This window comes from Paenibacillus sp. NN59, from assembly GCF_057597225.1.
On the sequence record NZ_CP199678.1, the window covers coordinates 1,199,292 to 1,225,097 of the forward strand.

The 25,806-nt window shown below is 45.7% G+C and carries 25 protein-coding genes; 16 read left to right on the forward strand and 9 right to left on the reverse strand.

The window, feature by feature from the left end; all coding sequences use genetic code 11:
- The first annotated feature begins 4 nt into the window (after positions 1 to 4).
- The 7 genes from ACT89M_RS05120 (at position 5) to ACT89M_RS05150 (ending at position 6,680) form a co-directional block, all read left to right on the forward strand.
- Positions 5 to 1,156 carry a cysteine protease StiP family protein gene (locus ACT89M_RS05120; protein ID WP_487345032.1) on the forward strand — a complete coding sequence of 384 codons (1,152 nt, stop codon included), beginning with the start codon at positions 5 to 7 and terminating at the stop codon, positions 1,154 to 1,156.
- Positions 1,153 to 1,980, forward strand: a complete 828-nt coding sequence (locus ACT89M_RS05125; protein WP_487345033.1) for an HAD family hydrolase — start codon at positions 1,153 to 1,155, stop codon at positions 1,978 to 1,980. Before ACT89M_RS05120 ends, ACT89M_RS05125 begins: the two co-directional genes overlap by 4 nt.
- Positions 1,977 to 3,017: an ATP-grasp domain-containing protein gene (locus tag ACT89M_RS05130; protein WP_154891232.1), complete on the forward strand. Its 1,041-nt coding sequence runs from the start codon at positions 1,977 to 1,979 to the stop codon at positions 3,015 to 3,017. Before ACT89M_RS05125 ends, ACT89M_RS05130 begins: the two co-directional genes overlap by 4 nt.
- A 154-nt stretch (positions 3,018 to 3,171) precedes the next feature.
- Entirely contained in the window at positions 3,172 to 3,909 is a 738-nt protein-coding gene (locus ACT89M_RS05135) for a hypothetical protein (RefSeq protein ID WP_154891233.1), read from the forward strand.
- Between the two features lie 13 nt (positions 3,910 to 3,922).
- Positions 3,923 to 5,026, forward strand: coding sequence for a toxic anion resistance protein (locus ACT89M_RS05140; RefSeq protein ID WP_090917612.1), 1,104 nt, complete (start codon positions 3,923 to 3,925; stop codon positions 5,024 to 5,026).
- Between the two features lie 594 nt (positions 5,027 to 5,620).
- Positions 5,621 to 6,187 carry a hypothetical protein gene (locus tag ACT89M_RS05145; RefSeq protein ID WP_154891234.1) on the forward strand — a complete coding sequence of 189 codons (567 nt, stop codon included), beginning with the start codon at positions 5,621 to 5,623 and terminating at the stop codon, positions 6,185 to 6,187.
- Between the two features lie 205 nt (positions 6,188 to 6,392).
- Positions 6,393 to 6,680 carry a hypothetical protein gene (locus ACT89M_RS05150; RefSeq protein ID WP_154891235.1) on the forward strand — a complete coding sequence of 96 codons (288 nt, stop codon included), beginning with the start codon at positions 6,393 to 6,395 and terminating at the stop codon, positions 6,678 to 6,680.
- 301 nt (positions 6,681 to 6,981) lie between these two features.
- On the opposite strand, the gene ACT89M_RS05155 is transcribed toward ACT89M_RS05150, so the two are convergent.
- A complete protein-coding gene (locus ACT89M_RS05155; protein ID WP_154891236.1) occupies positions 6,982 to 7,230 on the reverse strand; it encodes a DUF1433 domain-containing protein in 249 nt (82 codons plus the stop codon).
- 175 nt (positions 7,231 to 7,405) lie between these two features.
- Between ACT89M_RS05155 and ACT89M_RS05160 the strand changes: the two genes are divergently transcribed.
- Together ACT89M_RS05160 and ACT89M_RS05165 are read left to right on the forward strand one after the other, a co-directional pair.
- Positions 7,406 to 8,746, forward strand: a complete 1,341-nt coding sequence (locus ACT89M_RS05160) for a lipase family protein (RefSeq protein ID WP_154959762.1) — start codon at positions 7,406 to 7,408, stop codon at positions 8,744 to 8,746.
- Between the two features lie 39 nt (positions 8,747 to 8,785).
- Positions 8,786 to 9,082 carry a WXG100 family type VII secretion target gene (locus tag ACT89M_RS05165; RefSeq protein WP_336121011.1) on the forward strand — a complete coding sequence of 99 codons (297 nt, stop codon included), beginning with the start codon at positions 8,786 to 8,788 and terminating at the stop codon, positions 9,080 to 9,082.
- Positions 9,083 to 9,190: 108 nt separating this feature from the next.
- On the opposite strand, the gene ACT89M_RS05170 is transcribed toward ACT89M_RS05165, so the two are convergent.
- The gene (locus ACT89M_RS05170) at positions 9,191 to 9,718 is read right to left on the reverse strand and encodes a hypothetical protein (protein ID WP_308722339.1); all 528 of its coding nucleotides are present in this window, start codon (positions 9,716 to 9,718) and stop codon (positions 9,191 to 9,193) included.
- Between the two features lie 158 nt (positions 9,719 to 9,876).
- Between ACT89M_RS05170 and ACT89M_RS05175 the strand changes: the two genes are divergently transcribed.
- Positions 9,877 to 10,239, forward strand: a complete 363-nt coding sequence (locus ACT89M_RS05175) for a hypothetical protein (RefSeq protein WP_154959764.1) — start codon at positions 9,877 to 9,879, stop codon at positions 10,237 to 10,239.
- Between the two features lie 26 nt (positions 10,240 to 10,265).
- Positions 10,266 to 10,769, forward strand: a complete 504-nt coding sequence (locus ACT89M_RS05180) for a hypothetical protein (protein ID WP_154959765.1) — start codon at positions 10,266 to 10,268, stop codon at positions 10,767 to 10,769.
- 86 nt (positions 10,770 to 10,855) lie between these two features.
- On the opposite strand, the gene ACT89M_RS05185 is transcribed toward ACT89M_RS05180, so the two are convergent.
- The 3 genes from ACT89M_RS05185 to ACT89M_RS05195 are packed head-to-tail and all read right to left on the reverse strand — an operon-like array spanning position 10,856 to position 14,626.
- Positions 10,856 to 12,031 carry a Ger(x)C family spore germination protein gene (locus tag ACT89M_RS05185; RefSeq protein ID WP_487345034.1) on the reverse strand — a complete coding sequence of 392 codons (1,176 nt, stop codon included), beginning with the start codon at positions 12,029 to 12,031 and terminating at the stop codon, positions 10,856 to 10,858.
- Complete coding sequence (locus ACT89M_RS05190; RefSeq protein ID WP_308722341.1) at positions 12,028 to 13,533, reverse strand: spore germination protein; 1,506 nt, start codon at positions 13,531 to 13,533, stop codon at positions 12,028 to 12,030. Before ACT89M_RS05190 ends, ACT89M_RS05185 begins: the two co-directional genes overlap by 4 nt.
- Positions 13,490 to 14,626 carry an endospore germination permease gene (locus tag ACT89M_RS05195; protein ID WP_186809784.1) on the reverse strand — a complete coding sequence of 379 codons (1,137 nt, stop codon included), beginning with the start codon at positions 14,624 to 14,626 and terminating at the stop codon, positions 13,490 to 13,492. The genes ACT89M_RS05190 and ACT89M_RS05195 overlap by 44 nt, the downstream gene beginning before the upstream one ends.
- 568 nt (positions 14,627 to 15,194) lie before the next feature.
- Here ACT89M_RS05195 and ACT89M_RS05200 point away from each other — a divergent pair.
- Together ACT89M_RS05200 and ACT89M_RS05205 are read left to right on the forward strand one after the other, a co-directional pair.
- Positions 15,195 to 16,121, forward strand: a complete 927-nt coding sequence (locus ACT89M_RS05200; protein WP_487345035.1) for an NAD(P)-dependent oxidoreductase — start codon at positions 15,195 to 15,197, stop codon at positions 16,119 to 16,121.
- Positions 16,122 to 16,480: 359 nt separating this feature from the next.
- Positions 16,481 to 17,221 (forward strand): nuclease-related domain-containing protein, encoded by a 741-nt coding sequence (locus tag ACT89M_RS05205; protein WP_487345036.1) that lies wholly within the window; start codon positions 16,481 to 16,483, stop codon positions 17,219 to 17,221.
- Between the two features lie 140 nt (positions 17,222 to 17,361).
- Here ACT89M_RS05205 and ACT89M_RS05210 read toward each other — a convergent pair whose 3' ends face one another.
- The 4 genes from ACT89M_RS05210 to ACT89M_RS05225 are packed head-to-tail and all read right to left on the reverse strand — an operon-like array spanning position 17,362 to position 20,402.
- A complete protein-coding gene (locus ACT89M_RS05210) occupies positions 17,362 to 18,030 on the reverse strand; it encodes a DUF2642 domain-containing protein (RefSeq protein WP_336121006.1) in 669 nt (222 codons plus the stop codon).
- 13 nt (positions 18,031 to 18,043) lie between these two features.
- On the reverse strand, positions 18,044 to 19,405 hold the full coding sequence (locus tag ACT89M_RS05215; RefSeq protein WP_336121005.1) for an arsenic transporter: 1,362 nt from the start codon (positions 19,403 to 19,405) through the stop codon (positions 18,044 to 18,046).
- The gene (locus tag ACT89M_RS05220) at positions 19,406 to 19,543 is read right to left on the reverse strand and encodes a hypothetical protein (RefSeq protein ID WP_167375667.1); all 138 of its coding nucleotides are present in this window, start codon (positions 19,541 to 19,543) and stop codon (positions 19,406 to 19,408) included.
- 52 nt (positions 19,544 to 19,595) lie between these two features.
- Positions 19,596 to 20,402, reverse strand: coding sequence for a DUF6897 domain-containing protein (locus ACT89M_RS05225; protein WP_487345037.1), 807 nt, complete (start codon positions 20,400 to 20,402; stop codon positions 19,596 to 19,598).
- A gap of 269 nt (positions 20,403 to 20,671) precedes the next feature.
- Here ACT89M_RS05225 and ACT89M_RS05230 point away from each other — a divergent pair, with 269 nt between their 5' ends.
- The 3 genes from ACT89M_RS05230 to ACT89M_RS05240 all read left to right on the forward strand — a co-directional run bounded on the left by ACT89M_RS05230 (position 20,672) and on the right by ACT89M_RS05240 (position 25,600).
- Positions 20,672 to 21,697 (forward strand): CotH kinase family protein, encoded by a 1,026-nt coding sequence (locus ACT89M_RS05230; protein ID WP_487345038.1) that lies wholly within the window; start codon positions 20,672 to 20,674, stop codon positions 21,695 to 21,697.
- A gap of 260 nt (positions 21,698 to 21,957) precedes the next feature.
- Complete coding sequence (locus tag ACT89M_RS05235; RefSeq protein WP_341181942.1) at positions 21,958 to 23,778, forward strand: ABC transporter ATP-binding protein; 1,821 nt, start codon at positions 21,958 to 21,960, stop codon at positions 23,776 to 23,778.
- Positions 23,759 to 25,600 carry an ABC transporter ATP-binding protein gene (locus ACT89M_RS05240; protein WP_487345039.1) on the forward strand — a complete coding sequence of 614 codons (1,842 nt, stop codon included), beginning with the start codon at positions 23,759 to 23,761 and terminating at the stop codon, positions 25,598 to 25,600. Before ACT89M_RS05235 ends, ACT89M_RS05240 begins: the two co-directional genes overlap by 20 nt.
- Positions 25,601 to 25,806: the final 206 nt, after the last annotated feature.

Here is a 25,806-nt window from a genome sequence, read left to right on the forward strand (position 1 = left end):
AGCGATGAACTTACCTGCTATGGAAAGCATAATCAAGAAACAGATTAAACCTCCTGAACCCATGGGGAGTTATGACCCGTCCGATGTTATATTTTTGTTGAAGGATCTAAGTAACATTTCATTAGAAAAAGAGACCGGAGAACGTGAACATGCAATTCAGTCGGGCGTGCATTATTCAGAGATGCTACCTGTCGAGTATCACCCTTCGGATGAATATATTGAGCTATTTCACGAGACTTTAGCACAAGCCGCTGAAAAAGTAGCCAGAGCCGCCGCAACGGTAGCGGAGATTATTGTACGCAAGCGGGGATTGAACACCGTTCTTGTCTCGCTGGCTCGTGCAGGAACGCCCATTGGCATTCTGGTGAAACGTTATATTTCCATGAAATATAACGTGGACTTGCCTCATTACAGCATTTCGATTATCCGTGGCAAAGGAATAGATGAGAATGCCATTTTATATATTTGGCAACAGCATGGGGTTGATATGCCAATCCAATTCATCGATGGCTGGACAGGCAAAGGAGCCATTCGCAAGGTGCTGGTCGATGCCTGCGACAGCCTGGATCAACGTTATGGTATTCGGTTGAATGATAATCTGGCCGTACTCGCTGACCCCGGTCATTGCTCAGATACCTATGGCACCCGAGAAGATTATTTGATTCCAAGTGCCTGTCTTAACTCGACCGTATCGGGCTTGATGAGTCGGACTGTGCTACGGGATGATCTTATTGGACCGAATGACTTCCATGGAGCCAAATGGTACAAGGAGTGGGCTTCTTCTGATCTGTCGACGATGTATGTAGACAAGATTTCAGAATATTTTACCAAAGTTGAAACGGAGGCCTCACTTCAAGCAGAGGATGCGCTAGCCGATCCTCCAGAAGTCACATGGCAGGGAATGAAGGATATTCAATCCATTCAACAGGCGTTTGATATCCAGGATGTAAATCTGATCAAGCCAGGGATTGGAGAGACGACGCGGGTACTGCTGCGCCGTGTGCCTTGGAAAATACTGATTGACCGTCCGAACAATCCTAACCTGAAACATATCATGCTACTTGCTCAAGATCGTGGAGTTCCCGTTGAGGTATTCCCTGGGCTAAGTTATTCATGTTGTGGCATTATTCGATCTGTAAAGGAGGGCGGCGAATGATCTATGCAAGTGATTTGGATCAGACACTGGTCTATTCTCGCCGTTCTATGGGCGTTGGTGAGGATGCGCCCGGGTTGGTTCCTGCAGAATGGATTCGTGGTGAGTTGTCTGCCTTTATGTCAGCCGAGACGTTGAATCAACTGATGACACTCCCCAAAGATATCCTGTTCATTCCAGTAACGACACGGACAGTGGCACAGTATCAGCGGATACAGATCTTTCAGCAAGAGGTTATTCCGTCCTATGCGATAACTAGCAATGGTGGCAACATTCTGATGAATGGCAAGGTCGATCCCTCTTGGAACGAACATGTTCGTTCCAAGCTTCAAGAGCATTCAGCAACGGCTGCCGAGGTGCGTCAGATCTTTGACGATGTACTGAACAAGGAATGGGTTGTAGGAGAGCGACTATGTGATGAGTTGTTTTTCGCTTTTGTCATCCATCGTGATCTCATGCCGGTAGAAGAAGTTACAGAGAAGATTAAGCGTGTGGAATCCCTGGGCTGGGAGGCTTCCATACAAGGCCGTAAGTTATATCTGGTTCCCTCAGCGGTGAATAAACGAGCTGCGGTAGAGCATATTCGCCATCAGATTGGCGATGTACCCGTTGTTGCGTCCGGTGATTCTTTACTGGATCGTTGTCTGCTCGATTTTGCAGATTATGCGATTGCTCCACGGCATGGAGAGTTATACCGCGAGAAACAGCGGAATCCTGAAACGGTTCACTACCAGTTCACCAAACAATCCGGTATTTTTGCCGCAGACGAGATATTGAAATATGTTCGCTCTATACACCACGCTGCGATAGGAGATGTTGTCTCATGACCAAGACTCGTATATATTTTAATCGCTGGTTTTCGGTGGCATATCACTATATGAATATGATTCGGAACAACGAAGATGGGATGCAGTTCGAAATCTATGGCACACATTCTGATCCGAACAACATGGCGCTTCAGGCATGTGATCATGCAGAACTGGAGCCGAAGGTGACAGGAAAAGAGTATATTGATTTCTGTGTTGATTTTTGCCGCAGACATCAGATTGATCTATTTATTCCACGTCTCCACATGCTGGATATCAGTCGGAATATACATCTCTTTGAAAAGGTAGGAACCAAGGTTTTGGTTTGCAGAGATACAGAATTGATGGAAAAGTTGATGGAGAAGCATCACTTCTACGAATCAGTTCGTGAACTTGGAATCATGAGCATTCCCGATTATTATACCGTCAGTAATGCCTCTCAATTCAAACATGCTTATGAAGCACTCACTAACGCAGGACATGAAGTATGCTTCAAGCCTTGCAACGGTGAGGGCGGAATGGGATTCAGGGTGATTGACAATAGTCGTAATCCGCTGGAAGAACTGTCTGGACATACGCAGAATCGTATATCATTTGAAGACGCATTTCGAGCCTTCTCCTCTGTAGAATCTTTTCCGAATCTTATGGTTATGGAGAGACTTCAGGGATATGAGTACAGTATCGATTGTCTGGCTGACAGTGAAGGGAATCTGCTGGCAGCTGTGCCTCGCCGCAAAGCAGGTGGACGATTAAGAAAACTTGAGGAAAATGCAGACCTGTTGAACATTGCGAGTGAGGTGGCTAGCGCGTATCGCATTCCATATAACTTTAATATTCAGATGAAGTATCAGAATGAAACGCCCAAACTGCTAGAGATTAATCCAAGGATGTCCGGAGGGTTACATGTGTCTTGTCTTTCAGGAATCAATTTTCCATATCTGGCTGTAAAACTGGCTTTGGGTCATGAGGTTGGACCGCTACACCCGCAGTATGGCATATTGGGTAGTCATGTGGAGCAGCCACTCATTATGGATGAGCAGAAGGTTAGGAATCATTAAAGAACCGTTGCCAAACATTGACACCTTCTGACTGATTTTTTTACAATACGATTATATAGATGATCTTGAGAAGTACACCGCAGCGAAGTGATCAAGTGTAGTCTTCATTTGTTCATTGTATACGGTAGTGTTGTTACAGGCAGGAGGAAAATAGATGTTACGCAAAACAAAAATTGGATTAGGTGCACTGATCGGGTATGGACTTGCCGCTGTAAGCAGCTTTTTTGTCCCTGAATTTGTAACCTGGGCTATCCCGGCTGTGGCTACAATGGTTGGTGCCTTGATTCCATCCAGGCCGCATGAGCCCGTAGTGAAGACATTGGATTCAAATCGGTACCCTGAACCTTCGGCGTTGAATAGTGCATCCGGTGAGCAGGGGACAGTTGAACGTGTTGAACGTTCGGCTAATCAGCGAATCCATCCAACAACTGGACAAGCAGAGATGACTAGCGCTTCCGAAGTCAGTTCAAAGCATAAACACACGGATATGGACCCTGTTTTTGGGCCGGTCATCGAGTATCTTGAAGTGCTGGAGGATATGGTGATCTCCGAAGGGCAAAAAAATGAACTGGACAATGAAATCGTGGAGAAGTCGTTAGCTCTGTTTGCCAGATTGCAGCGAGTGATCCCGGCGTTGAAAGAGTTAAACAATGGTGATATTAACCATACGATGCGAAGATTGATTTTGAAAGATCTCAATGGATTCATTAATCCCTTTCTTCGTTTGAGTGGAGAAGCAAAGCGCACAAATCGCCGGATGTTATTAAACGGTTTGAAGGATGTGGATTCCAAAGTTTCAGAGATTGTATCTACCATTGAGCACAAGGATTTAATGGAGCTTCAGAATAAAGCAGAGCTTATTCATCAAAGGTATAGTAGCTCTGAATTATAGGAGGAGGTTTACGATGGCCACGGAATATATTCAACTGAAGCAGGATGATCAGCAGCGAATTAACCAGGAAGCAAGCCAATTAATCCAGAAAGTATCGCAGACGGATGTTGTTCAGCTAGATCTGTTAATGGATGATATCGGCAAACTGGGTGTCAAAACGCAAGAAAAAGCGGGTCAAACGCTAAAAATGCTGGACCGACCTGTTAATGATCTGATGTCTGGTAATCGGGCAGAAGTGTCAACGATGATCTTGAAGCTACGTGATGAGTGCGAAAGCTTGCAACAGAGCAAAAATGTGAGTTTTGTAGGACGATTACTGCGCAAAAGTCCACTGAAAAACTATGTCTATCGCTACCAGTCTGTCAGAACAAACATTGATAGTATCATTAATGGGTTGAGAGATGGTAAGGACAATCTGGAAGAAAGCATTGTAAGCATGCGTCAATTAAAACGCTCTTCGATTCAGGAAATCTATAACTTGCAAACCAAAATTGCTTTTGGTAATCAGTTGAAGGAACTATTCGAGGCGGAGATTGCCAAGCCGGAAAATGAGAACCGCAAGGCTCACTTGGAGCGCGGATTGCGAAAGGTCGTTACGCGTACACAATCCATGACCGAGATGATTATGCTCTATAATCAGGCGATTGCGGCTACCGATATTATTAATGATAACAATGATAAACTGATTGATTCCGTAAACAATGCGATTGATAAAACGGCAAATCTGATCACGGTATCCGCCATGATTGCAATGGCATTGAATGATCAGGAGAAGGTTATCTCGGCTGTGGAAGCCACCAATAGAACGATTGAAGAACAGTTCAAGGAGAATGCAAGATTGCTGCGAACCACGACCGAAAAGACGAATGATCTGTTAGCCAAACCGGCGATGTCGATGGAATCGGTTAATCAGGCTATTGGAGATTTGATGTCAGCTCTGGATCTCTCGGAGCAGTCGAATCGCCGTATTATTGAAAGTTGCAATGATTATACAGCCAAGATGACTGCACTCAATGCTGGCATGAGTGAACGGTTAGGCCTGGAAGCTCCCAAAGCCGGCAGTATCCAGACTAAAAAGCAACCGGATGCGAATGCGTTAAGCTCTTATCTGGATTAGTTCGGTGCCTATATAAGTTGAACTAGAGAGTTTACACAGTCCACTCCGATGACAGAAGAACCTGGAGAGTAGCGGTTATCCCCAGATTTTTTGGATTTCCTTTCACAAAGGTAAAAATCCGGTGATAAAGGCGAGCGCTTCGCTTTTCCAGGTTTTTTCTGTCCTCTCCGTTAATGTATAAAAGAATAGTTCAATTTATATAGCTTCTAGTAAGTCAGTTCATATATTAATCATAATATAAGCAAAAAGAGAGGCGCCGTGGCGTCTCTTTTTGTTTTTCTGTAGTTGCATCGATGAGAAGAAACTCTCAAGTCCGAAATTGGCACAGGTTTATTCCAATCTCATGCGGACGATACTGGGCATACATTGAAGTTTGTTGGCATACACTGTGAACATGTACATCTTCATCGTGAAGGGGGCAGGGCATGTTATCTCTCATTATTGCCGGTATCGTGGGTGTTCTGATCGTCGTAGCTAGCAGTGAAAAAGCAGAGTCTATTGCGGAATTAAATGAACGTTAATATGCTGTATTTTCCGGGGAGTCTTTGATAAAATTAAGGCAAACCTTGGAAGTCGAAGAAGGAGCCGCCTAACATGCTGGAGTTTACTTTCGAAATCATTGATGAGGCCAAAATTAACATTCAATACAAGTATGGTAGTCAGTTTTTCAACTTTAATCTGTTCTGTTCCAATGGAGAATGGAAGCTGCATCCGTTTGATGGCATTCTGATTGAGAACCGGGAGATGTGTCGTCTGGTCGTTTCGGATCTGTTACAAAACAAGGATTTTCATGTGATGCTTGCCAAAGAAAAAATCGTATTATCGCGTCTGCGAACCACGGTTAATCTACAATCAGATGATTCGGAAGAGTTCGAGAGGGATCATCGGTGGGATGATCGGTCATCACAGAACGATGAGTTAATGGATTACATAGAGAATCATAGTTTTGAAGAGGTGCTTGAACTGGAGAAACAGCAACTGGGTGCAAGGGTGGACTTTTTTCAACAGATCATTCAGAGAATGTTTATGGAGGGAATCGGGCCTGAAGATCCTGACTTTCGCAAGGTTCAGTCTCTCATTAAAATTTATAAAGATACCATAGAAAGTCTGGGTGATATTAACGGTCATCAATCTGGAGATCATCCGCGTAAGAGATGGTAGAACCCGATGTTAATTAACTTGGATTCGCTAAAATTTCAATATGCCTGAAAAGAAGTTAACAAGCCCAGGAACACTTGGGCTTTTTTCTATTATTAAAATGTTGAACGTATTGTCATCGACTTGTCTTTTTTATGAAATGGACCAAACTTTAGGGTGGGTTCGTTTGTTGAGTAGGTATAGGGATCATGATATGGGAGGTTAGAAGATGAGTAATCCACATCTAGAAGAAACAAGTCTGGAAGAGGCGCATTTATATGAGGAGCTTCGTCGTGCACTGGAAGACGTGCCGCAAGGGAAAGAACGGGAGCAAGTGATGCAGCGAATGATTCGTCAGTTAAAGTCCGCCAACTGGCGCAATGGACGTTTGAATGGGGTCAAAAAGTATTGGAGAGACGCTAGACCGGTTAAGTTATGGATATGGATTGCTGCCGGAGCGCTGGCTCCCGTTGTATTTTTCTGCTTATTTATCTGGGCATCCCTTTGGGTGGAGTGAAGCGCAAGATGTGGTCGATGAAGAAGTGTTGATAGAGCACGTGTAAAGATGCAATATGATATTAATATTCTGGTAACAACGTCCTATGAATAAATCAAATAAACTAGGTTTAGATTAGGATGTGCATAATGACCTTTTACTCATTTATGAGCGATGTTATACACGATATGTATTAGATGATCTATAATGATTCTACTTCTTTGGAAAATGCAGGATAGATTCAATCCTATACGTTTATACCAAAAAAGAGCCTGATGGAGTATCAGGCTCTTACGCAGGGTCAAGCTGGTGACATTATATTCTATTTAGAGGATTTGATCGCATCAGGTACTGAACCGGTTTTTACCGTATACGTATCATAATCAACCATTGCAAAAATTTCCTGATCTTTGTGTCCTTGTACATACCCTGTCAGTGAAACCGTATGAGATAGATCCGCGGGGATGAACTTATGATCTGTAAACACAACGTCAATGCCGTAGGTTTCTTTGAAATAAGCCAAGCTTACTTCCTCGGCCTTTTGGATAATCTCCTTTTTTTCGCTGGACATACAACCTAATAAAGTAAGTGCAACCGTGCCTAGTATTAGAAAAAGAAATAATGACTTTTTCAATATTTCACCTCATATTCCTAATGTTGTCGTTAGATATTGTGCATTATACAACTTCTTCTAAATTGAGAAAAGGGTGATTTGATTGAATTCTTACAAGCCGGACGAATTATATATGAAAATATCAGAACTTGCTTATACGAATGTCCCTGCTGGAAGAAGTAATGTTTTAGATAAGGATGAATATAAAGATTGGACTACAGTCGAACCTGATGGTGCAGAATTGCATAGAAAGTATTCAGGATTTGATGCAGTTGTACTTGAGAATCCAAAAACGAATCAAGTAATTATAGGTTATCGTGGTACAGAACCAGGAGGTAATGTTACTGATATGGCTGCGGATTGGGAAACAGATGCCTTCGATGTTTTAGGTGGCAGAACTAGAAGACTCGAAGATGCAGTAACTGACCCGGAACGCCATAACATTTTTAAAAATAGTCCCTTCAAACTTCTTATGGATAAAATGTCTTGGGAGAACAATCAGTTTCACCAAGCTGAGGAACTATATGAGGTGGTACAGAAGACATATCCTGACTCAGATATTACGGTGACAGGTCATTCTCTTGGTGGTGGCTTAGCTCAATATGTTGCCGCTCGGAATGATGTATCCGGGATGACCTACAGTGCCCCAAGTGTGATGAATCTGCTGGATGATGCCAGCATTGCCAAGGTTAACGAAGGATACTTCGATAACAAAATACTTAATGTTGTTCATCCTAATGACTCTGTAGGTGCGGGCGGATTAGTCGAATATGACAGACATGTCGGTGTTACCGTATATAAAGGGCAAGATTTCGAGTCGGCCAATGCGATGTATCAGGATTGGAAATTTCAGTTACAGCTGAAAATCCCGTTTCAACCTCTGGGGGCGGGATCACCGATGCTGGTGCATGATTTAAAACTCGGTTTTGATCTGGATAAACTGCAAATGGGCAACATTGTCAGACTCATGGATTCCTTTTCCAAGGATGAGGGGAAAGGATATCACTCCATGAAACAATATAGTTTTGATGAACAAGGGAATTTGATTGGTCCATTAATTGATCGGAAAACAGGTGCTACCCTGGATATCTCTCCAAGATGGACTGCACACCAAGAGGCTCTTGCTGCCTTCTCTAAAATTACCTCAGGAGCAGTAGGCACACTGATAACAGCTATTGCTGGGAATCAAGGGGGACTAGGCGGAGGAAAGATACAATTAACACCGGAAGAGTTAGCACAGTCTGCTCGTGAAATGAGAATGAGTCTAACTGGGTTTTCCAGTGATGCGCAAGCTTCGATTCAGATGTTTCAGACGCATATTTCCACAAGCGAAAGTCAGTCTTTTACCCCAATTGCGTATAACGCGACAGCGACTCTGCAACGGATCAATCGTTGGTACCAGGAATCGATTAGTGAGATTGCAGATTACATTGAGCGTAAGCGAGAAGATTTTGTCATTGCAGACCAGCAGTAAAGCACAAGGCATCTTATTCAGACTAACAGGAGGAAGGACATGGGCAGAATTTCCGTATCCTTATCAGACTTAAGAAGAGCAGTTCAGCAATGTGAACAGTTACAACAACGGCTTATGCAACAGGAACAGAAAATGCGAACGATCCATGGAAGATTAAAGCAGGATTGGGTAGGGGTATCGGCAACCGAATTAACCTCCAAAATGCAGTCTTTTGTAGAAGGAGCCTCCACTAAACTTGCCGAACTTGAAGCCCATAAAGAGGAACTCAAACGATATATTCGTAAGATGGAGGAAGCAGATCGGGAAGATCGCAGAGCAAGACGAATGCCTCAATAACTATAGATATGACGATAACGAAGAAATAGTTAGAATCGGCAGATCAAAGGCTCCGAGTCTAACTATTTATAATATATGTGGCTGGCCTGAGATAAAGGAGGCTTGTTATTACTTATTCATCACCTTGACCTGACCTTGTACATATTCATGGTAGTCACGAAAACTGTTGATGTGTTGCAGGGCATCTGTCTTCGCAGACTGGATTTTAATTTTTCCGGACGGAGGATTGTTTTTCATTTCGGTGACTGCATTTTTGGAGCCCTCAATATCTCCTGACATTTCCTGAATTCGTTGTAACAAAGCAGGGTGGCCTTCATATTGGAGCATCTCGGCGAGTGGTCTCATCTCTTCAAGTTTTTGACTTGAACGCTCCAGCGTTGTCATGACCTGATCGCCATCCGTGTTGACGCTCAGAGAAACCATGCGATGGATATGATCTTTCTCCATTCTTTCCAGAGCTTCCAGGTGAGAAGCTTCTAACCGTTTGGGATCTCCCCAGCTTCGGGTTTGTTGTTCGTTCGTGTTCGTTTGCTCGGCAGTAGGCATGTTATTGCTGTTGTTGCCGTTACCGCATCCCCAAACTAGAGATGTACATGCCAGAATTGCTCCAATAGCAACGATGCGTTTTAAACTCATGTTGTCACTCCTTCAATATTTTCCTGAAGGTAGTATGAGCTATTTTTTCCAAAAACATGCCTGACTTTTAAGGATACATCCCTATTCGGAATGATTAGGACGTAACAATGCTAGGCATCGATTTTCAAGCACAGGTTAAACAAGGAGGAAGGTCAAATATGAGGATTTATAAAAATCCAATCTGGAGATGGACGACTATTCTTCTGTATCCCGCCATTATTTTCATTTTTCAGAGCTGGGGTCCTATCTTAAACTCATGGACGATTCCAATCTTATTTGCGGCTATATTTTGCTTTCTCTGGAGTGATGTGAAGGACATGCTGGCTTCGACAACATTAACATGGGTCGTGGCTATTCCAATATGGTGGTACTTTGTGGAGCGACCAAAGCCATCGTTTGGTGCTGAACATTTTGCCGCTCATCTGTGGTTAATTATTCTGGTGTATATTGTCTTTGTGTTTATCCCACAACTTATGATTCTTGTTACTCGATTACGAGTGATGGACTATTATTGGAAGTGAGCCGGGATAGGAGAGGAGAGGGTAAAATGAAGGTGATCAAACGCATTAACAAGCCGTATCTGATCTTCCTGATATGGAATGTGCTCATGGTTTTTGCCGTAGATGGAATGACGATCAAGCATGAAATGGGTAAAGGTGTATCTGGGAATGGCAATTTGGGCATTCTTGCTTTATTTCCATCCGTGCTTACTTTTCTGATCTTATGTTTCTGGACGGCATATGTCACGAAATGGTGGTTCTATGACCAACGCGAGTACTGGGGCAAATGGGGCAATGCGGCGGTCAGTATTGTTGCTGCAGCGTTGTGTGTATTATCTGTCTTCTGGGAAATCTACATCTTTGAAGACCTGCGTGTGCAGCTAAACGGTTATACACATGACCCAGAATCGGCAGTGTATCGTTTTGGCTGGCTGAACCAATATACGAATACGCTATACTACAACTTTCCGATTTTACTGTTTGGCGTATCCTTTGCAGTCATCATCGGTTGGGTGCTGGAGCTAGTGCAGCGTTTACGCTCGAAGTCTTGATGGCAACATTTTTTACGATGAAAAAAATGATGTCTAAAAGCCCTGCTGCTGAACATGTTTTGTTATCAGCAGCAGGGTTTCTTCCTTTACACTTTCCTCTTATATTTCCCGGTATACGGAATCGTCAGGTGGATATTTAAAGTTTCAATGGAATCCTCCGTGAGAATGAGGTTTTCCCCATCCCCGGATAACTTGTGCCACAGTTTCGGGTTTTTGCGATACAGTTTTTCTTGTAGTCCGTATACATCGACTCCCCGTTTTAATCCATTTCGATAGGTTTCCATGATCTGCTCTTTAAGCGTATCCACGCTTACTTGGGTCATTTCGTCATATGTCATGGGGACGAGATATTCATACAGTGCAGTCAGATATTTGGCATCAATCCGAAAGGTAACTTTCTCTTCTCGGATGATCGGTTCTATTTTTATTGTGGGCAGTCCAACACTGAGTGCCCCATAGATTACACCGTTTTTTTGAACCAATAGAGGAGCCCGGCGCATACCTTTAATCAACCAGTGATAGCCAGACAATTCGTCTCGCGACAAAAAATTGAACTTTTCACCCATCCTTTCAAAATAAGCTCCTTCAATTAGAAACAAGTCATGTTCCTTTTTATTTTGCAGCCATAAGTCCTTGTTTAAGGCAATGACAGGCAGATACGTCGTGGTTGCGGGATCATTGTGCTTGGCAATCAGTTCGAAGCTGAGTACAGGTGCAAACAGTGAATTTTCCATGTAGCTGGGCAACGGATTGTGCAGGATGCTGTCCAGTGGAGACAAGTTGTAGATTGAAGCGGTGCTCAGTATGTCCAGCAAAGGCTCTCGCGTACCGTATACCCATGTCGTATATCGTGCTTCCGGAAATCGTCCGAGCATGTCAAAAACGTCCTTGATGTGTTGGTTATTCAGCACGCTCTCTGCCATGACGATGGCTGTCACATGCCCCCAAGCAATGTGGAGCTGAGATGCACGCCATAACTCGTTCATGGCAAGACTCATCGTTTTCCCTTGAGCATGTCCGACCCAGATCGGAGGGGATTCGGATGATTTCCCTGAATTATCCGTTTTGGCTATACTTGAAAAATCAAGAGTTTGCACGTAGATATGATACATGCCGTCCTTATATTCAATGCCAATGGCCTTGGCATAATCCACCTGCTGAATCTCATATGCACTCCAACATCCGGTGGTCATGATGCAAAGCAAAAGACTCAACAAACTTAATAACCAGCGTTGTAACCAGCACGGTAGTAAGTTGCTCATCGACCTTTGCCATCCTTACGCGGTTTTTGTGTCTCCAGGTAGACAGGTCTACGTTTTCCCAAACCCGTCGGGACTTTGAACAGAGAGGCAATGGCTTGTTTGAAATTCAGCGGTGTTAAGGGTGTAAGATATGGGATTCCAAACGATTTTAAGTCCGTCAGATAGATTAGAAAAAGGATCATGGACAGAATGAACCCGTAAATTCCCAGTGTCGCTCCCAAGATAAAGCAAAGGAAGCGCAAAATGAGTATAGAACTGGTCATGACTTGATTGACAATGGTTGCTCCAGCTACAACGGTAACGGCGATGACGACAATCATGAGCGGAGAGACCATACCGGCCCGAATGGCTGCATCTCCGATAATCAGACCACCGACGACGGTTAGCGTCTGTCCAATGGCGCTGGGCAAACGGACGCCGGCTTCCCGGAACAGCTCCATAAGCAGCATAATGAGAAACATCTCAATGCCAGACTCCATAGGAAGCCCCATGCGACCGACAGATATCGTTGCGACGAGGGGAAACGGAATTTGATCCATATGGAAAGAAGTCAGCGCGATATAGAAACCGGGCAAAAATATAGTGACAAATAGACCGATGAATCGGAGCAAGCGCCCCATATTCACCGGAAGGAAGGGGAAGCTGGCATCCTCTGGTGATTTGAGCAACAGAAACAGGTTTACAGGCCCGATAATTACACTGGGATTACCGTCTACAATCAGAACGAAGCGGCCACTCATCAAGCATTCCGATGCAAAATCAGGTCGACCCGTGTAATGCGTTAAGGGAAACAAGGTGATCTTGGCAGGTGAGAGCAACTCTTCCAGATCATTCGCTGTCATAAGACGTTCGGTTTGAATGGTATGGAGACGATGTTTTATATCCTTGATCAACGCTGGATTGGCGATGTTTTTCATATACATCAGAGCCACTTTGGTTGCTGAACGTGATCCGATGAGTTCGATACTGCATGCAAGTTCGGCCGTACGCAACCGGCTGCGAATCAAGGATACATTTACAGCAAGTGGTTCAATAAAACCATCCCTTGCTCCGCGGATCGAGACTTCTGTCGTCGACTCTTCTGGTGTCCGTGTAGCCATATTGGAGATATCGATGCTCCACATGGTCTGCAGGGAGGGGAGGCCTAGGAGCAGATGCCCTTCAAAAACACGAAGGGAGATCAGTTCCGTTCCATACTGCGCATCATCAAGGTCAACGCTGTTCCATTGCAGGTTAATATTTTTTTCAATGTCAGACTTGCGTATGAAATGTGTGATCTCGTAGGTTCGCTTCATTTCCGGCAAGATGATGTCATGGATAATTTGTGTATCGACCATGCCGCTGCAATAAGCGACAATCAGCTTCATCTGTCCGTCACCAAGCCGGTGGCTGTCGATAATAACATCATCGGAGCCTGCAAAAAAAGTTTCCAGATGATGCTGATCGATACGGAACGGTTTAGTCCCTGGACGGGTTGGTTTCGTTCGCGGCGTTTGAGCCATGAGCAGGAGCCTCCTTGTCCTTTTTATGAATAAGAGCGGCCAGTGTCAAAAGAGTGGTGATGATTGCCACGTAAGAGAGCATGGCTGGAAATTGAATGTGATCGACATAATAATCAACGTAATCAATGCGCCACCACTGAATGGCCAAAGCGCACATGATCAGCGTGAGACAGAGGATGGTAATGTAGCGTTTCTTAGGTCTGCGGATATCCAGCAGATCAACAATCAGGTACATGGAGATGGCAACACGTGCAAATGAACCACTGAGCCATTGGTAGATCGAGAGAAAATCAACGTGCTGAAACAGTTTGCCGATATTGACGAGTTTCCATTGTTCGTATGGACTATTCCGCTGTTTCGCCGCTTCTTCTGGCCCGAATTCAACAATGGCTCCGAGTGTAGGCCCCAGCGCCATGCTGATCATGAAGAGGCCAAGCAACAACACATGCCACCAGCGTAGTTTGCCTTTAATGTCATGTTGAAAGAGCATCAACACCCAGATCTCCATGAGTCCCGCTAGAGAGTAGATCATTCCTCGGATGACGGGAGTCCAGCCATGTTCCATAATGGGGAAGAGCTGACTGTAATCTTTGTATTTCATATTGGCTGACATAACAAAGTAGCCAAGCAGAATGACCAGAGGTAATAAAATACTGGATGTCATTGCAATCGAACGAATGCCTTTGGCTGCTGACCAGGCAGCAACCAGAGCACCTCCACCAGCCAGCACATAGGTCGGTGTAAAAGGGAGATAGGTGGATACCGTCCAGTTGGTGGTTTCATATAAGGTGTGTGTCCCTAGCGAGAAGAGCAACAAGACCGCAGTAATGCGAAAGATCCAGGAGGGAACGACGCCAAACTCACGCGTGATCCAATCGGTCAAGCGCTGTCCGCGAATACGGCGGATAATGATGTACATCATACCCAGGAACAGCATGAACAATGGCGCTGCAGCGAGAACAGAGAGCCAGCCATCTCTTCCGGCCACATCCAGAATGGCGGGGACAGACAAGACGTGACAGACCAGCCCGGCACTGAGCAAAATAATGGAGATGGATAACCAGATGGTGATCTGCCCTTTTTCCTGATCCATGTCCATCCCCTCCCATTTCGATGTGTTTTCGTTAGATTGTACAGTCTATGAGAAAATGATTCGTTTTTCAGATTTTTTCACAGAAAAATCAGCCCGAGATGGACGGAGGGGAAAGAAAGCTATAACATATACGATATAAGGAATAGGTCAAGGTACGAGGTATAAGCTGTAAGAAGTGAGCTCTCGCTCACCACTTTAATATTCTAACGATCTCAGATGAGCTTATTTAAGCGAAATGGGGAGTTCTCGAATTCTAACGATCACCAGAAGCCTTATTTTGCTGAAAAGACAAGATTAACGCCCATTTTTGAACCAATTCTCCGAAATAAGGTCTCCTGAGATCGTTAGAATATAAAAAGGTGTGATATTGCTCAAATAGCGTTCCTGGTGATCGTTAGAGAATGATAGCATCAGTATCCACTTACTCACTCGCATCGGTGTCCCTGTCCGCATCCTCTTCAACAGAGTATGGACAAGCAATTGCATCACCCAAAATCGCTATGTAGCACTCATATGAACTATGAAGCACTCAATATCACTATCGATCAATCACTCAATCAAATTCACTATGGATCACTCAAGAACAGGGAGGAAACTTGCGATGACACAATCAACTAAATCACCTGAAGAGATTAAAGTAGGCTTTATTGGAACAGGCGTTATGGGAAAAAGCATGGCTGGTCACATTCAGCGTGCAGGCTATCCGCTTCATGTATACACGCGCACTGCCGCTAAGGCAGAAGCGCTCGTGAAGGAAGGAGCTGTTTGGCATGGAACGCCGGCAGAACTGGCTGCTGCTTGTGATGTAATCATCACCATGGTCGGTTATCCCAAGGATGTCGAGGAGATTTATCTCGGGGAAGGCGGGCTTGTTGCTCATGCCCAATCAGGTTCAACCCTGATTGACATGACCACTTCCAGCCCGCTGCTGGCTGCACGCATCGCCGAAGCTGCGGAGGCTAAAGGTTTGCATGCCCTGGACGCGCCTGTATCCGGCGGCGACATCGGCGCACGGGACGGCAGGCTGTCCATTATGGTGGGTGGTGACGCGCAAGCTTTCGAAGCGGTGCGTCCAATCTTTGAGCAGATGGGCACCAATATTGTGCTGCAAGGCAAGCCCGGCGCCGGACAGCATACCAAAATGTGCAACCAGATTGCCATCGCCTCTGGCATGCTCGGCGTATGCGAAGCACTCGCCTATGCCAAGACGTCGGGACTGGACGCGGAGAATGTGCTGAAGAGTATTGCGACCGGTGCAGCCGGAAGCTGGTCCCTCAGCAACCTGGGTCCGCGCATGATCGCAGGCGATTATGAGCCTGGATTCTATGTGAAACATTTTATCAAAGACATGGGTATTGCACTGGAGTCTGCTCAAGCGATGGGCATGAACACACCGGGACTGGCTCTGGCGGAATCGCTCTATCAGGAAATATCGAAGAATGGCTTGGATGAGAAAGGTACACAAGTGCTGTACACGTACTATCTCCAGGCGTAGAAGACGAACATGGGAAGACAGCAGCGGACTCTTTTGCTTAGGGAAAAGGGGATGCTGCTTTTTCTTTATATTTTGGAATTGAAGGGAACTTCATATGGATTTGAAATGAACTTGATAGGGATTTGATATGGACTATTGTGGATTTGATGTGCGTCTAAAGTCGCAGGTTTGGGTATATACTGTCGTGCGCATTTAACGAAACAATGAATTTGGCCAATGTCTCTTTATTTTTGTTCGACTTTATCCGACATAAGGTATAGAAGTTTTCATGTAAAAGGTACTAAGCATCTACATAAACCATAAACCATAATTCATAAGCCATATTTCATTAACCATTCCAAATAGAACGGAGCTTGCCCATGTTCAAGAAAATTTGGTCTCTGTTCAAGACGCAGCCAGAGCTTGTGAGCCCGCTTACCGATTCTGTTGCAGCTTCGGCTCTGCCGCCAGTTACAGCAATTCCTCCCCGTCTGGCTCGTAGTCGGCGCAAAAAGAAGAAGTCTGAACCCGATTGGATCAGTACACCGCAAGAACCAACAACCGCTGAATTACTGCTTGGTTTGCCCAGTGAATATAAAGTGTTGAACGATCTGCTGGTTACCAATCCAAAGTCACGTTCGGGATATTCCCAGATTGATCATGTCGTGATTGGCCCGCGGGCGATCTTTGTCATCGAAACCCGGAATCTGACAACTGGAGAGATTCGTGGGGGACGCCGCGAAGCGAATTGGTCCGTGAGCAGCAGCAGGGTCAAAATGTATAATCCGCTCATGCAACACCGCGCCCATGTTGAAGCGATTCAGGCACATCTCGGGGATTACAAGCGTGTTCGGCTGGTTTCCATGGTGACGTTCACGAATCGCTGTCGGATCAGTGTTGATCCAGCCGTAAGGTATGTCAATTCCGATGAAATGATTATTTATGATCATGAAATTGTGGAGACCATTCAGCGCAAAACAGAACGACTGGAGACAGAACTTCCGGAGACCTTGTATCAAGAACAGGACACTCAGGCGATCTGGAACATGCTGAACACAGTGAATTCAACGGATCATCAGATTCGGGCTGAGCACATGGCGAAGGCTAAAGGAATTAAATAAGCAATTATATAGACAATTAAATCGCCAGCACACAGATTAACGATTAACAAGTAAAGGTTCGCAAAAAAACATGAAACAGGGGTATTCCAGGCCATAGTGCCATTCTCCGGAATATCCCTGTTTGTGTTCTATTTTAACCATTAAGGTAAATGAAGCGTTTGAACATGGCTGGTGTGCATGAACCGCGCACTACCTTCAGCATCAATGAATTCAAGCAACTTGTCGTTGATACTTTTGAGCAATCCAGTCTGTTCGGGTTTGTAACCCAGATTTAAGATGACGAGTTCTCCGGCCATTTTTTGCAGCTGTTGATCGAGTGTGCGAGAGAGTGAGATGGATGATGGCTGTATGGGGAAATGTTGATGTTCCATCGCGAACGGTCTGCTATTGGAGGGAGACGGAATAATATATTTCAGATGATGGATGGAAACGTAGACCGAATGGTGCAAAGGAGAATAGAAGATGAAATAATCGTTCATGATGCTGGTGATATAACCATGCAGCGTTCGCCCACCAATGGAAATCTCACTAAATCTTCCGCGAGCATTCATTAGTACTTTTCGATAAGAGATGTTGTCATGGTCCATTTCGGGATCAGGTGCAGGTACGTTCAGGCTAGTTGAAGTTTCCTCTGATTTTGTAAAATGTAACGTTTGAATATGATGAAGCGGCACATAAATGTAGCGCTGATTCCCATAGACAACGATGATATCTTCTCCTGCATCAATGACCTCGCCCTGAATAGGCAACTTGCAGCCGGACAATTCAAACTCTATCGTTTTACCTAACCACGTTGTTGCAGATTTCACAGTATACCTCCTCTCAATACAGCATAGCCACCCAGATATATAAGGAAAATAGGCTGATAATTAAACTGATGGGTATCACAATGAAGGTTACTTTCATATACTGTTTCCATGAGACCCGAATATGGTGGGTCCGTAATATATACATCCAGATTAAGGTGGCAAGTGTGCCTATGGGTGTTAATAATGCTCCGATGTCACTGCCTAGTATATTAGCGAGATATGCTAGATGAAGTTGAGTATCGCTCAAATGAAGGTCTGTAACAGCGAATGTTCCAATCATGACCGAGGGCAAGTTGTTGAACAAATTAGACAGCACGGTTAATAGTAACCCGGATACAGCAATCAGACTGGCATTGCCTCTTTCGGCAATCGGGCCTGTGAATTCGGTAATCCATGTTGTCATTCCGGCTCGGTGAAGACTGTCCACAATAATATAAATGCTGAAGGCAAAGAGAAGAATATGCCACGGCGTCTGTGTGACGACATCTTTCAGTCCGGATCGTGTACGATACCACCTTACAGCGAGCATCAGGACCACACCGGTGATGGCGACGATCTCCATGTGTACACCGAATTGTTCAGCGAGAAAGTATCCTGCCCGGATCAATACAACAATCCCGATACAGACACGGAACAACCACCAGTCTACATTCGTTTTGGAGTTATCCGATTCGGATTCTGTTGTCTGCAGTGGGTGATAGCCTGATCCAGATGAACTTTGCATGGATACGGGGAACTGATGAATAACTTTGGGTATGCTTCTGCGAAAATAATAGAGTAACAGCAAAGTCATAGCAATAATTCCGAGCATGGATGGTACAAACATCATCTGAGTGTAGGTGTTCAGGTTTAATCCAACCATCTTTAAAGCAATCAGGTTAGCGAGATTACTGAGTCCGATCGGAGCGCTGGAAGCTGTGGCGATGAGTGCACCGGAGATGAGGTAGGGCAACTGCTGATGAATTTTGAGACGTAACATGGAACAGATTCGAATGATGATGGGGGTAGTGATCAGAATGCTACCGTCGTTGTTGAAGAAGATGGTCATGAGAAAACAAAGTAATAGAATCAGCCAGAACAATCGGAAGCCGGAACCTCGTGCCTTTTCAATCATGTTCACAGCGATCCAGCGAAAGAAGCCGATGCTATCCAGAATAATGGACATGACAATGGTGGAAAGAATCGTAATCGCTGCGCCAGATACAATTTCGAAAATGCCCAGGATATGCCCCAAACTGCTTACACCGGTCAGGATAAGAAGCAGCGCCCCAAGCGAAGTGGGAATAGATTCATTTAATCCGCCAGGCCGCCACATCAGGAAAATGACAGTGATGATAAATACCCCGAAGGTTAACCACAACTGGTAATCAGGCATTTACTGTGATTCACCTCCCAGGGGGAGAAGTCCTTGTGAAGACTGTTTCAGATGCTCATGAGTCGAAGTGGGCCTTCCCGGCATAACAATCCAATACAAAGGCACACCTGTCAAGACGATTGCGATAAAGATCAGCATGATCATTCCCCCCTTTAAACTGGTAGTAACTTAGCTCCTTGTTCTTCTCTAATTACCGTTTGCCACCAGACTTATTTCCGCGAGATTGATTTCCCCGTGATTTGTTACCACCAGACTTGTTACCACCCGATTTATTCCCGTGAGACTGATTGCCACGCGACTTGTTGTTGCCTGATTTATTTCCCTGTGATTTGTTTCCGCACGCTTGGTTGCCTGCACTGCGATTCCCTTGGGAACGATTGCCGCCAGACTGCGTATTTTGTGTTTTATTCCCTTGGCTTGTGTTTTTACCGTTGTTGCCGCTGTTATTGCTATTGTTGTTGTTGTTGCTACTTCCACGAACCAGGGAGACGGATTTCACATGTTGTAAAGGAATGCGGATGATCTCCTGATTTTTCATCGTCAGAATTAATTGACTCTGGTTGGCATCGGCCAGGATGCCTTCCACTTTTTCCGGGCCTCCGCGGTTGATCTGCACAGGACGGAAGCGAAGTGCCTGCATAACGCCAAGGAATGTGTTCGCCGGAATCGCATTCCCCATAGGTCCTCTGGCTCCGCCGGAACGACCTGTGTCTGTAATACTTTTGACATGAGCATCATTCACATACACCATACCTTCTTTGCAGCTAACAGCCATGTAGTCCCAGCGTACATCCATTAATGTGCCTTGGATTGAATCGGGTCCACCACGATTAATCTTGACTTCTCTTCCAACCAAACCTCTCATTCCCTGACCATTCATAGACATTGTATTTTGCCCCTTCCCAGATATAAGTTCAGATAGGCCGCTGACGGTTGTTCGTTGATGTTTGTTGAATCCCTGCCACTCGTCATTGGAGTCTGTCTGTAGTTTAATCATATGTGTACCTAGCATCTCAGGAACCAGCAGACAACCATTTGTATAGCAAATTGGCAGTAATCTATGAGAAAAATGGTAATTTATAGATTGGTGTGATATGTTTTCAGCAAATTTACATTGTGACTTCGCGGATGGTTCCATAAATGGGCTGTGCATTCGCCCTTACGGTCTGCTGTGCTTGTGCATAGGATGATGTAATAGCCTACGGGCTTAACTCACAGGTGACCGAAAGGCGGATGGAAATGACTCTACCTGTCTACCACATCCATGTGTCGACGAATGAATACCAGCGATTAACATCGAACATATGGTCAGAAACGTTTGTGAACGGCACGATGCAGATGGACGGCAAGCAGCTTCCCATTCGAATTCGGTACCGGGGTGGGCATACACGCGCTTATGAGAAAAAATCATTTGAGATTCGCACGGCAAGCCGTACGTTCCACTTCAATGCGGAATATGATGACCCTTCACTGTTACGGAACGCACTTTCATTTCAGTTCTTTGAGTCCATTCGAGTTCCGGCACCTGCTACGCGCCACTGTGTGCTGTATCTCAATGATCAACTCGCAGGGGTGTATGTAAGAATTGAAGGCGTGAAATCTTCTTATTTTCGCCAGCGGAGAATGCCTGTCCGGAGTATTTTCTATGCCGTCAACGACAACGCCAATTTTGCATTATCAACCGGATCAACTCATTCAGAAAACAGCCAGTTATCTGGATACAGCCTGATCCGCGGCAATACAGAGGACCGCCGAAGGCTACGCAGGTTTATTCAACAATTGAATATGAAGTCCAAGATGGATCTGTTTCGTTTTTTACAATCGCGGGTGGATATTGACAACTATTTGCGATGGTTGAGCGGGGCTGTGCTGACAGGCAACTTTGACGGATTCCATCAGAACTATACATGGTACGAAAAAGTGAAAAGTGGAAAATACGGTATCCTTCCTTGGGATTACGAAGGGACTTGGGGGAGAAATTGTTACGGCGCCAAGGTCAATCCGAATCTGGTTCGCATTCAGGGGTACAATAAACTTACGGGGCGTTTGCTCGCATTTCGCACGTTCCGTGAGCAGTATAAGAAGCTGATGAAACAGCATTTGGAGGTTGCTTTTACGGAGAAAAAAATCATGCCGTTAGTGTATCGATTACACGATGGAATTCGGGAAGATGTAGGGAACGACCCTTATATGAAGTGGCCCATGAATGTCTTTCTGAATGAACCGGAGAAGATTCGCACGTATGTGAGAGAGCGCCGTGATTACGTGGGTACCGCGTTAAAACAGCTGTAAAAGGATGCCCAGGCAACGGGCGACGCTGCCTCGGGTATTTTATTTTGATAAGCCACCATGTTTTTGAGCAGTCGATTGCAGCTTGAAATTTGAGGTTAATATTAAGAATGAGAAGAACATAACGGTGTGCAGATGGAAAATGCGATATAATAGTCGTATTGGTTACGTGAAATTTTACATAGCTTTAAAGAAAGAGAATAACGGAGCTGATGGTGTGATTGTAATGCGGTATCGCCAGTAACGTGCTCCGGGCCGGAGGAATGGGAATGCTCAAGCTGTTCGTTCACTTGAAAAAATACCGGGTCGCCGCCATTGCAGCGTTAGTTATGATGCTGATTGAATTAACGGTGGAGCTGGCTCAGCCTTATCTGATCTCGAAAATCATTGATAATGGCATCCAGCAGGGAGACCTGGCCGTCGTATGGATGTGGGGGGGCGTGCTGGTTGGCAGTGCGGTCATCGCATTTGCCGCCGGGATTGCAAGTTCATTTTTTGCCTCGCATGCGAGTCTTGGATTCGGGTATGATCTGCGAGAGAAGTTGTATGACAAGATGCAAACGTTTTCCTATGCCGTGTTCAACCGTTTTGCGACATCATCGCTCATCACACGATTAACCGGGGATGTGACCCAGGTTCAGGATACCATCTTTATGAGTCTTCGCTTCATGACCCGTGTTCCGCTTGTAGTGATTGGGAGCATGATTATGGCAGTGGTGGTCAGTCCGAGGCTGGGATTGTTGCTTGTTGTTATGGTGCCGGTGTTGCTTGTTGTTGTGATCTGGATGATTAAAAAGGCAGCGCTGCTGTTCCGCAATGTGCAGCGCAGACTGGATGCCGTGAACGGTGTCATCCAGGAGAATCTGACAGGCATCCGGCTGATCCGTGTTTTTGTACGGATGGGCCACGAGATTGAACGCTTTGCCAGCTTCAGCGGCAAGCTGATGAAAGGCACGATCTCCGCGCTTCGCCTGACGGAGACCACGATGCCATTCATGCTGCTGATGATGAACGGTTGTATTATCGCCGTGCTTTGGTTTGGACGGAAGGATATCGTATCAGGTTCGGCAACCGTGGGTGAAGTCGTTGCGGTTATTAACTATTTGCTACGTACCATTGGAGCGATGTCGGCACTGTCATGGATTTTGGTGACCTTTTCACGGGCGAGCGCTTCAGCACAGCGTCTGAATGAAGTGTTTGAAACCGAGGATACGTCAGAGACGGAGCGTACGGGTCAACGGGAACAGGCCGGACACACGGATACCCAAAGTTCATTGAATCATGTGCATAGCTATGGCTCCGATCAGCATAAGCAGGAGCAGCGAGCCGTACAAGGTGAAGTTGAGTTCCGCGGAGTTGGTTTCAGTTATCCCAATAGTGAGATTAAAGTGCTGGAAGATATTACGTTCTCTGCAAAAGCAGGTGAGCGGATTGCGATTATGGGAGCTACCGGATCAGGAAAATCCTCTCTGGTGCAACTCATTCCACGCTTGTATACGGAAGAACAAGGTAAGGTACGTATTGATGCTGTGGATGCATCCGAGCTGGATTTGCCTACCCTTCGTAAAGCCATTGGTTATGTTCCTCAGGAAGTCGTACTGTTCACGGGTTCTGTGCGTGAAAACATTGCTTGGGGACGAGAAGATGCCACGATGGATGAAATTGTGGAAGCGGCAAAGCGGGCTCAGATTCATGAGACCATCGAGCAGTTGCCGAACGGATATGATACGTTGCTCGGTCAAAGGGGTGTTAACCTTTCGGGTGGACAAAAGCAGCGCCTCTCCATTGCGAGAGCTTTGGTACGCCGTCCGAGCATACTTATTCTGGATGACAGCACAAGTGCACTCGATGTAGCTACTGAAGGCAGGCTTCTAGGTGCACTGGAAGACCTCTCCTGTACGACGTTTCTTATTACGCAGAAGATCAGTTCAACCACTTCGGCTGACCTGATTCTGCTCCTGGATGATGGACGCCTGATTGGACAGGGAAAACACGAAGACTTGATGAAGTCGTCGGAGTTATACCGCCGAATTCATGAATCACAATATGGGGAGGGCGCACAGTATGTTCAAAGCACTCATTGAGCCTTTCCGTCAGCCACAGCCTGTTCTGGATTCCGAGTCACTCCGTTCAGGGGGGCGGCGTAAACCAAAAGTGAGAGCCAAAAACTGGTCAGGCACGCTTGGTCGGATCTGGAGTTACCTCTCACGCCGTAAAGTCAAGCTTTCACTTGTGTTACTGATGGTATTTGCCAGCTCTGCGCTGGCTCTGCTTGGGCCTTATATGGTCGGTGTAGCAGTGGACCAATTTATCTCTCGAGAGGTGACCAGTTCAAGTTGGACTTGGTTTCTACTCGGACTGGTAGCGGTGTATGTGCTCTTTTCACTCACATCCTGGCTCCAGAATATTTGGATGATTGAAATTGCGCAGGAGACCGTATTCCGTATGCGTTATGATCTGTTTGCTCATCTGCATAAGCTGCCGATTCCGTTCTTTGGGAAGCGCCAGCAAGGTGAGATTATGAGCCGGGTCACCAACGATATTGAGAACGTCAGCAGTACGCTGAACAGCTCAGCGATTCAGATTTTTTCGAGTGTGTTAACGCTAATCGGCACATTAGGTGTGATGTTGTGGCTCAGCCCGTTGCTCACGTTACTCACATTTATTGTTGTACCTCTAATGGCTCTGGGGATGCGCTGGATAACGCGCAGAACGGGTCCGCTTTTCAAAGAGCGGCAGCGAAATCTGGGGGAACTCAACGGTTATATTGAGGAAACGTTATCCGGACAGCGGATCATCAAGGCCTTTTCTCAGGAAGAACGGGTCATTCGCGGCTTTGAGGAGCGTAATATGCGCATCCGTATTTCCGCATTCTGGGCACAGACGATTTCAGGTTTTATTCCCAAACTGATGAACGGACTCAACAACCTAAGCTTTGCAATCGTTGCGGGGATTGGCGGTATTTTGGCGATACAGGGTTCCGTTACGGTAGGGGTCATCATTATTTTTGTAGAGTACGCTCGTCAGTTTACACGTCCGTTGAATGATCTGGCGAATCAGTGGAACACGCTGTTGTCTGCGATCGCGGGGGCGGAGCGGGTATTCGAGGTGCTGGATGAGGATGAGGAATCCAAGGATGAAGGGGCTGCCATTGCCTTGGATAACATTCAGGGCAACGTTCGGTTCGATAAGGTGTCCTTTGGATATGATGAGGGTCGTGATATTCTGCGTGACATCAGTTTTGAAGCGAAGCCGGGCGAGATGATTGCGCTGGTTGGTCCAACAGGAGCAGGCAAAACAACGCTGATTCAACTTCTGTCCCGCTTTTATGATCCGACAAGTGGAACGATTACCGTCGATGGGCACAAGATGACAACCATTCGGCGGGAAAACCTGCGGTCGCACATGGCGTTTGTATTGCAGGATTCATTTTTATTCCAGGGAACGATTCGTGAAAATATCCGGTTCGGACGTCTGGATGCAACCGATGAAGAAGTGGAGATTGCCTCCAAGCTGGCGAATGCACATTCCTTTATTATGCGAATGAAGAACGGGTATGACCGGGTGCTTCAAGCGGATGGGAGCGGTATTAGCCAAGGACAAAAGCAATTGCTTGCTATTGCCCGGGCCATCCTGGCTGATCCGTCCATTCTGGTATTGGACGAGGCGACCAGCAGCATTGATACGGTGACTGAGATCAAAATTCAGGAGGGATTGGAACGTCTGATGCATGGCCGCACCAGCTTTGTCATTGCCCACAGGCTGAATACGATTCGTCAGGCCGACCGGATTCTGGTACTTAAGGACGGGAAACTACTAGAGCAGGGATCACATAATGAACTGCTGAAACAGGGTGGATTTTATAGTGAGCTGTATAACAGCCAATTGCGAAAGAAAGCACAATAGAGTGCGGATACCTTGAGGCAATCAGGAGAGTCGAAGGAAGCGAGGAGGGGGACTGTTCCTTCCGGTGTAAAGACAGTAATGCAGACTTTGGCTAGCCATGTAACAGCAGAAGGATTGGGGCCCGGAAGGGGGCTTCAATCCTTCTTTGATATGTTGGATATGTGCAGTAAAGAAAAAGATATTGATCCTTGACAGAGAGGAAGTCA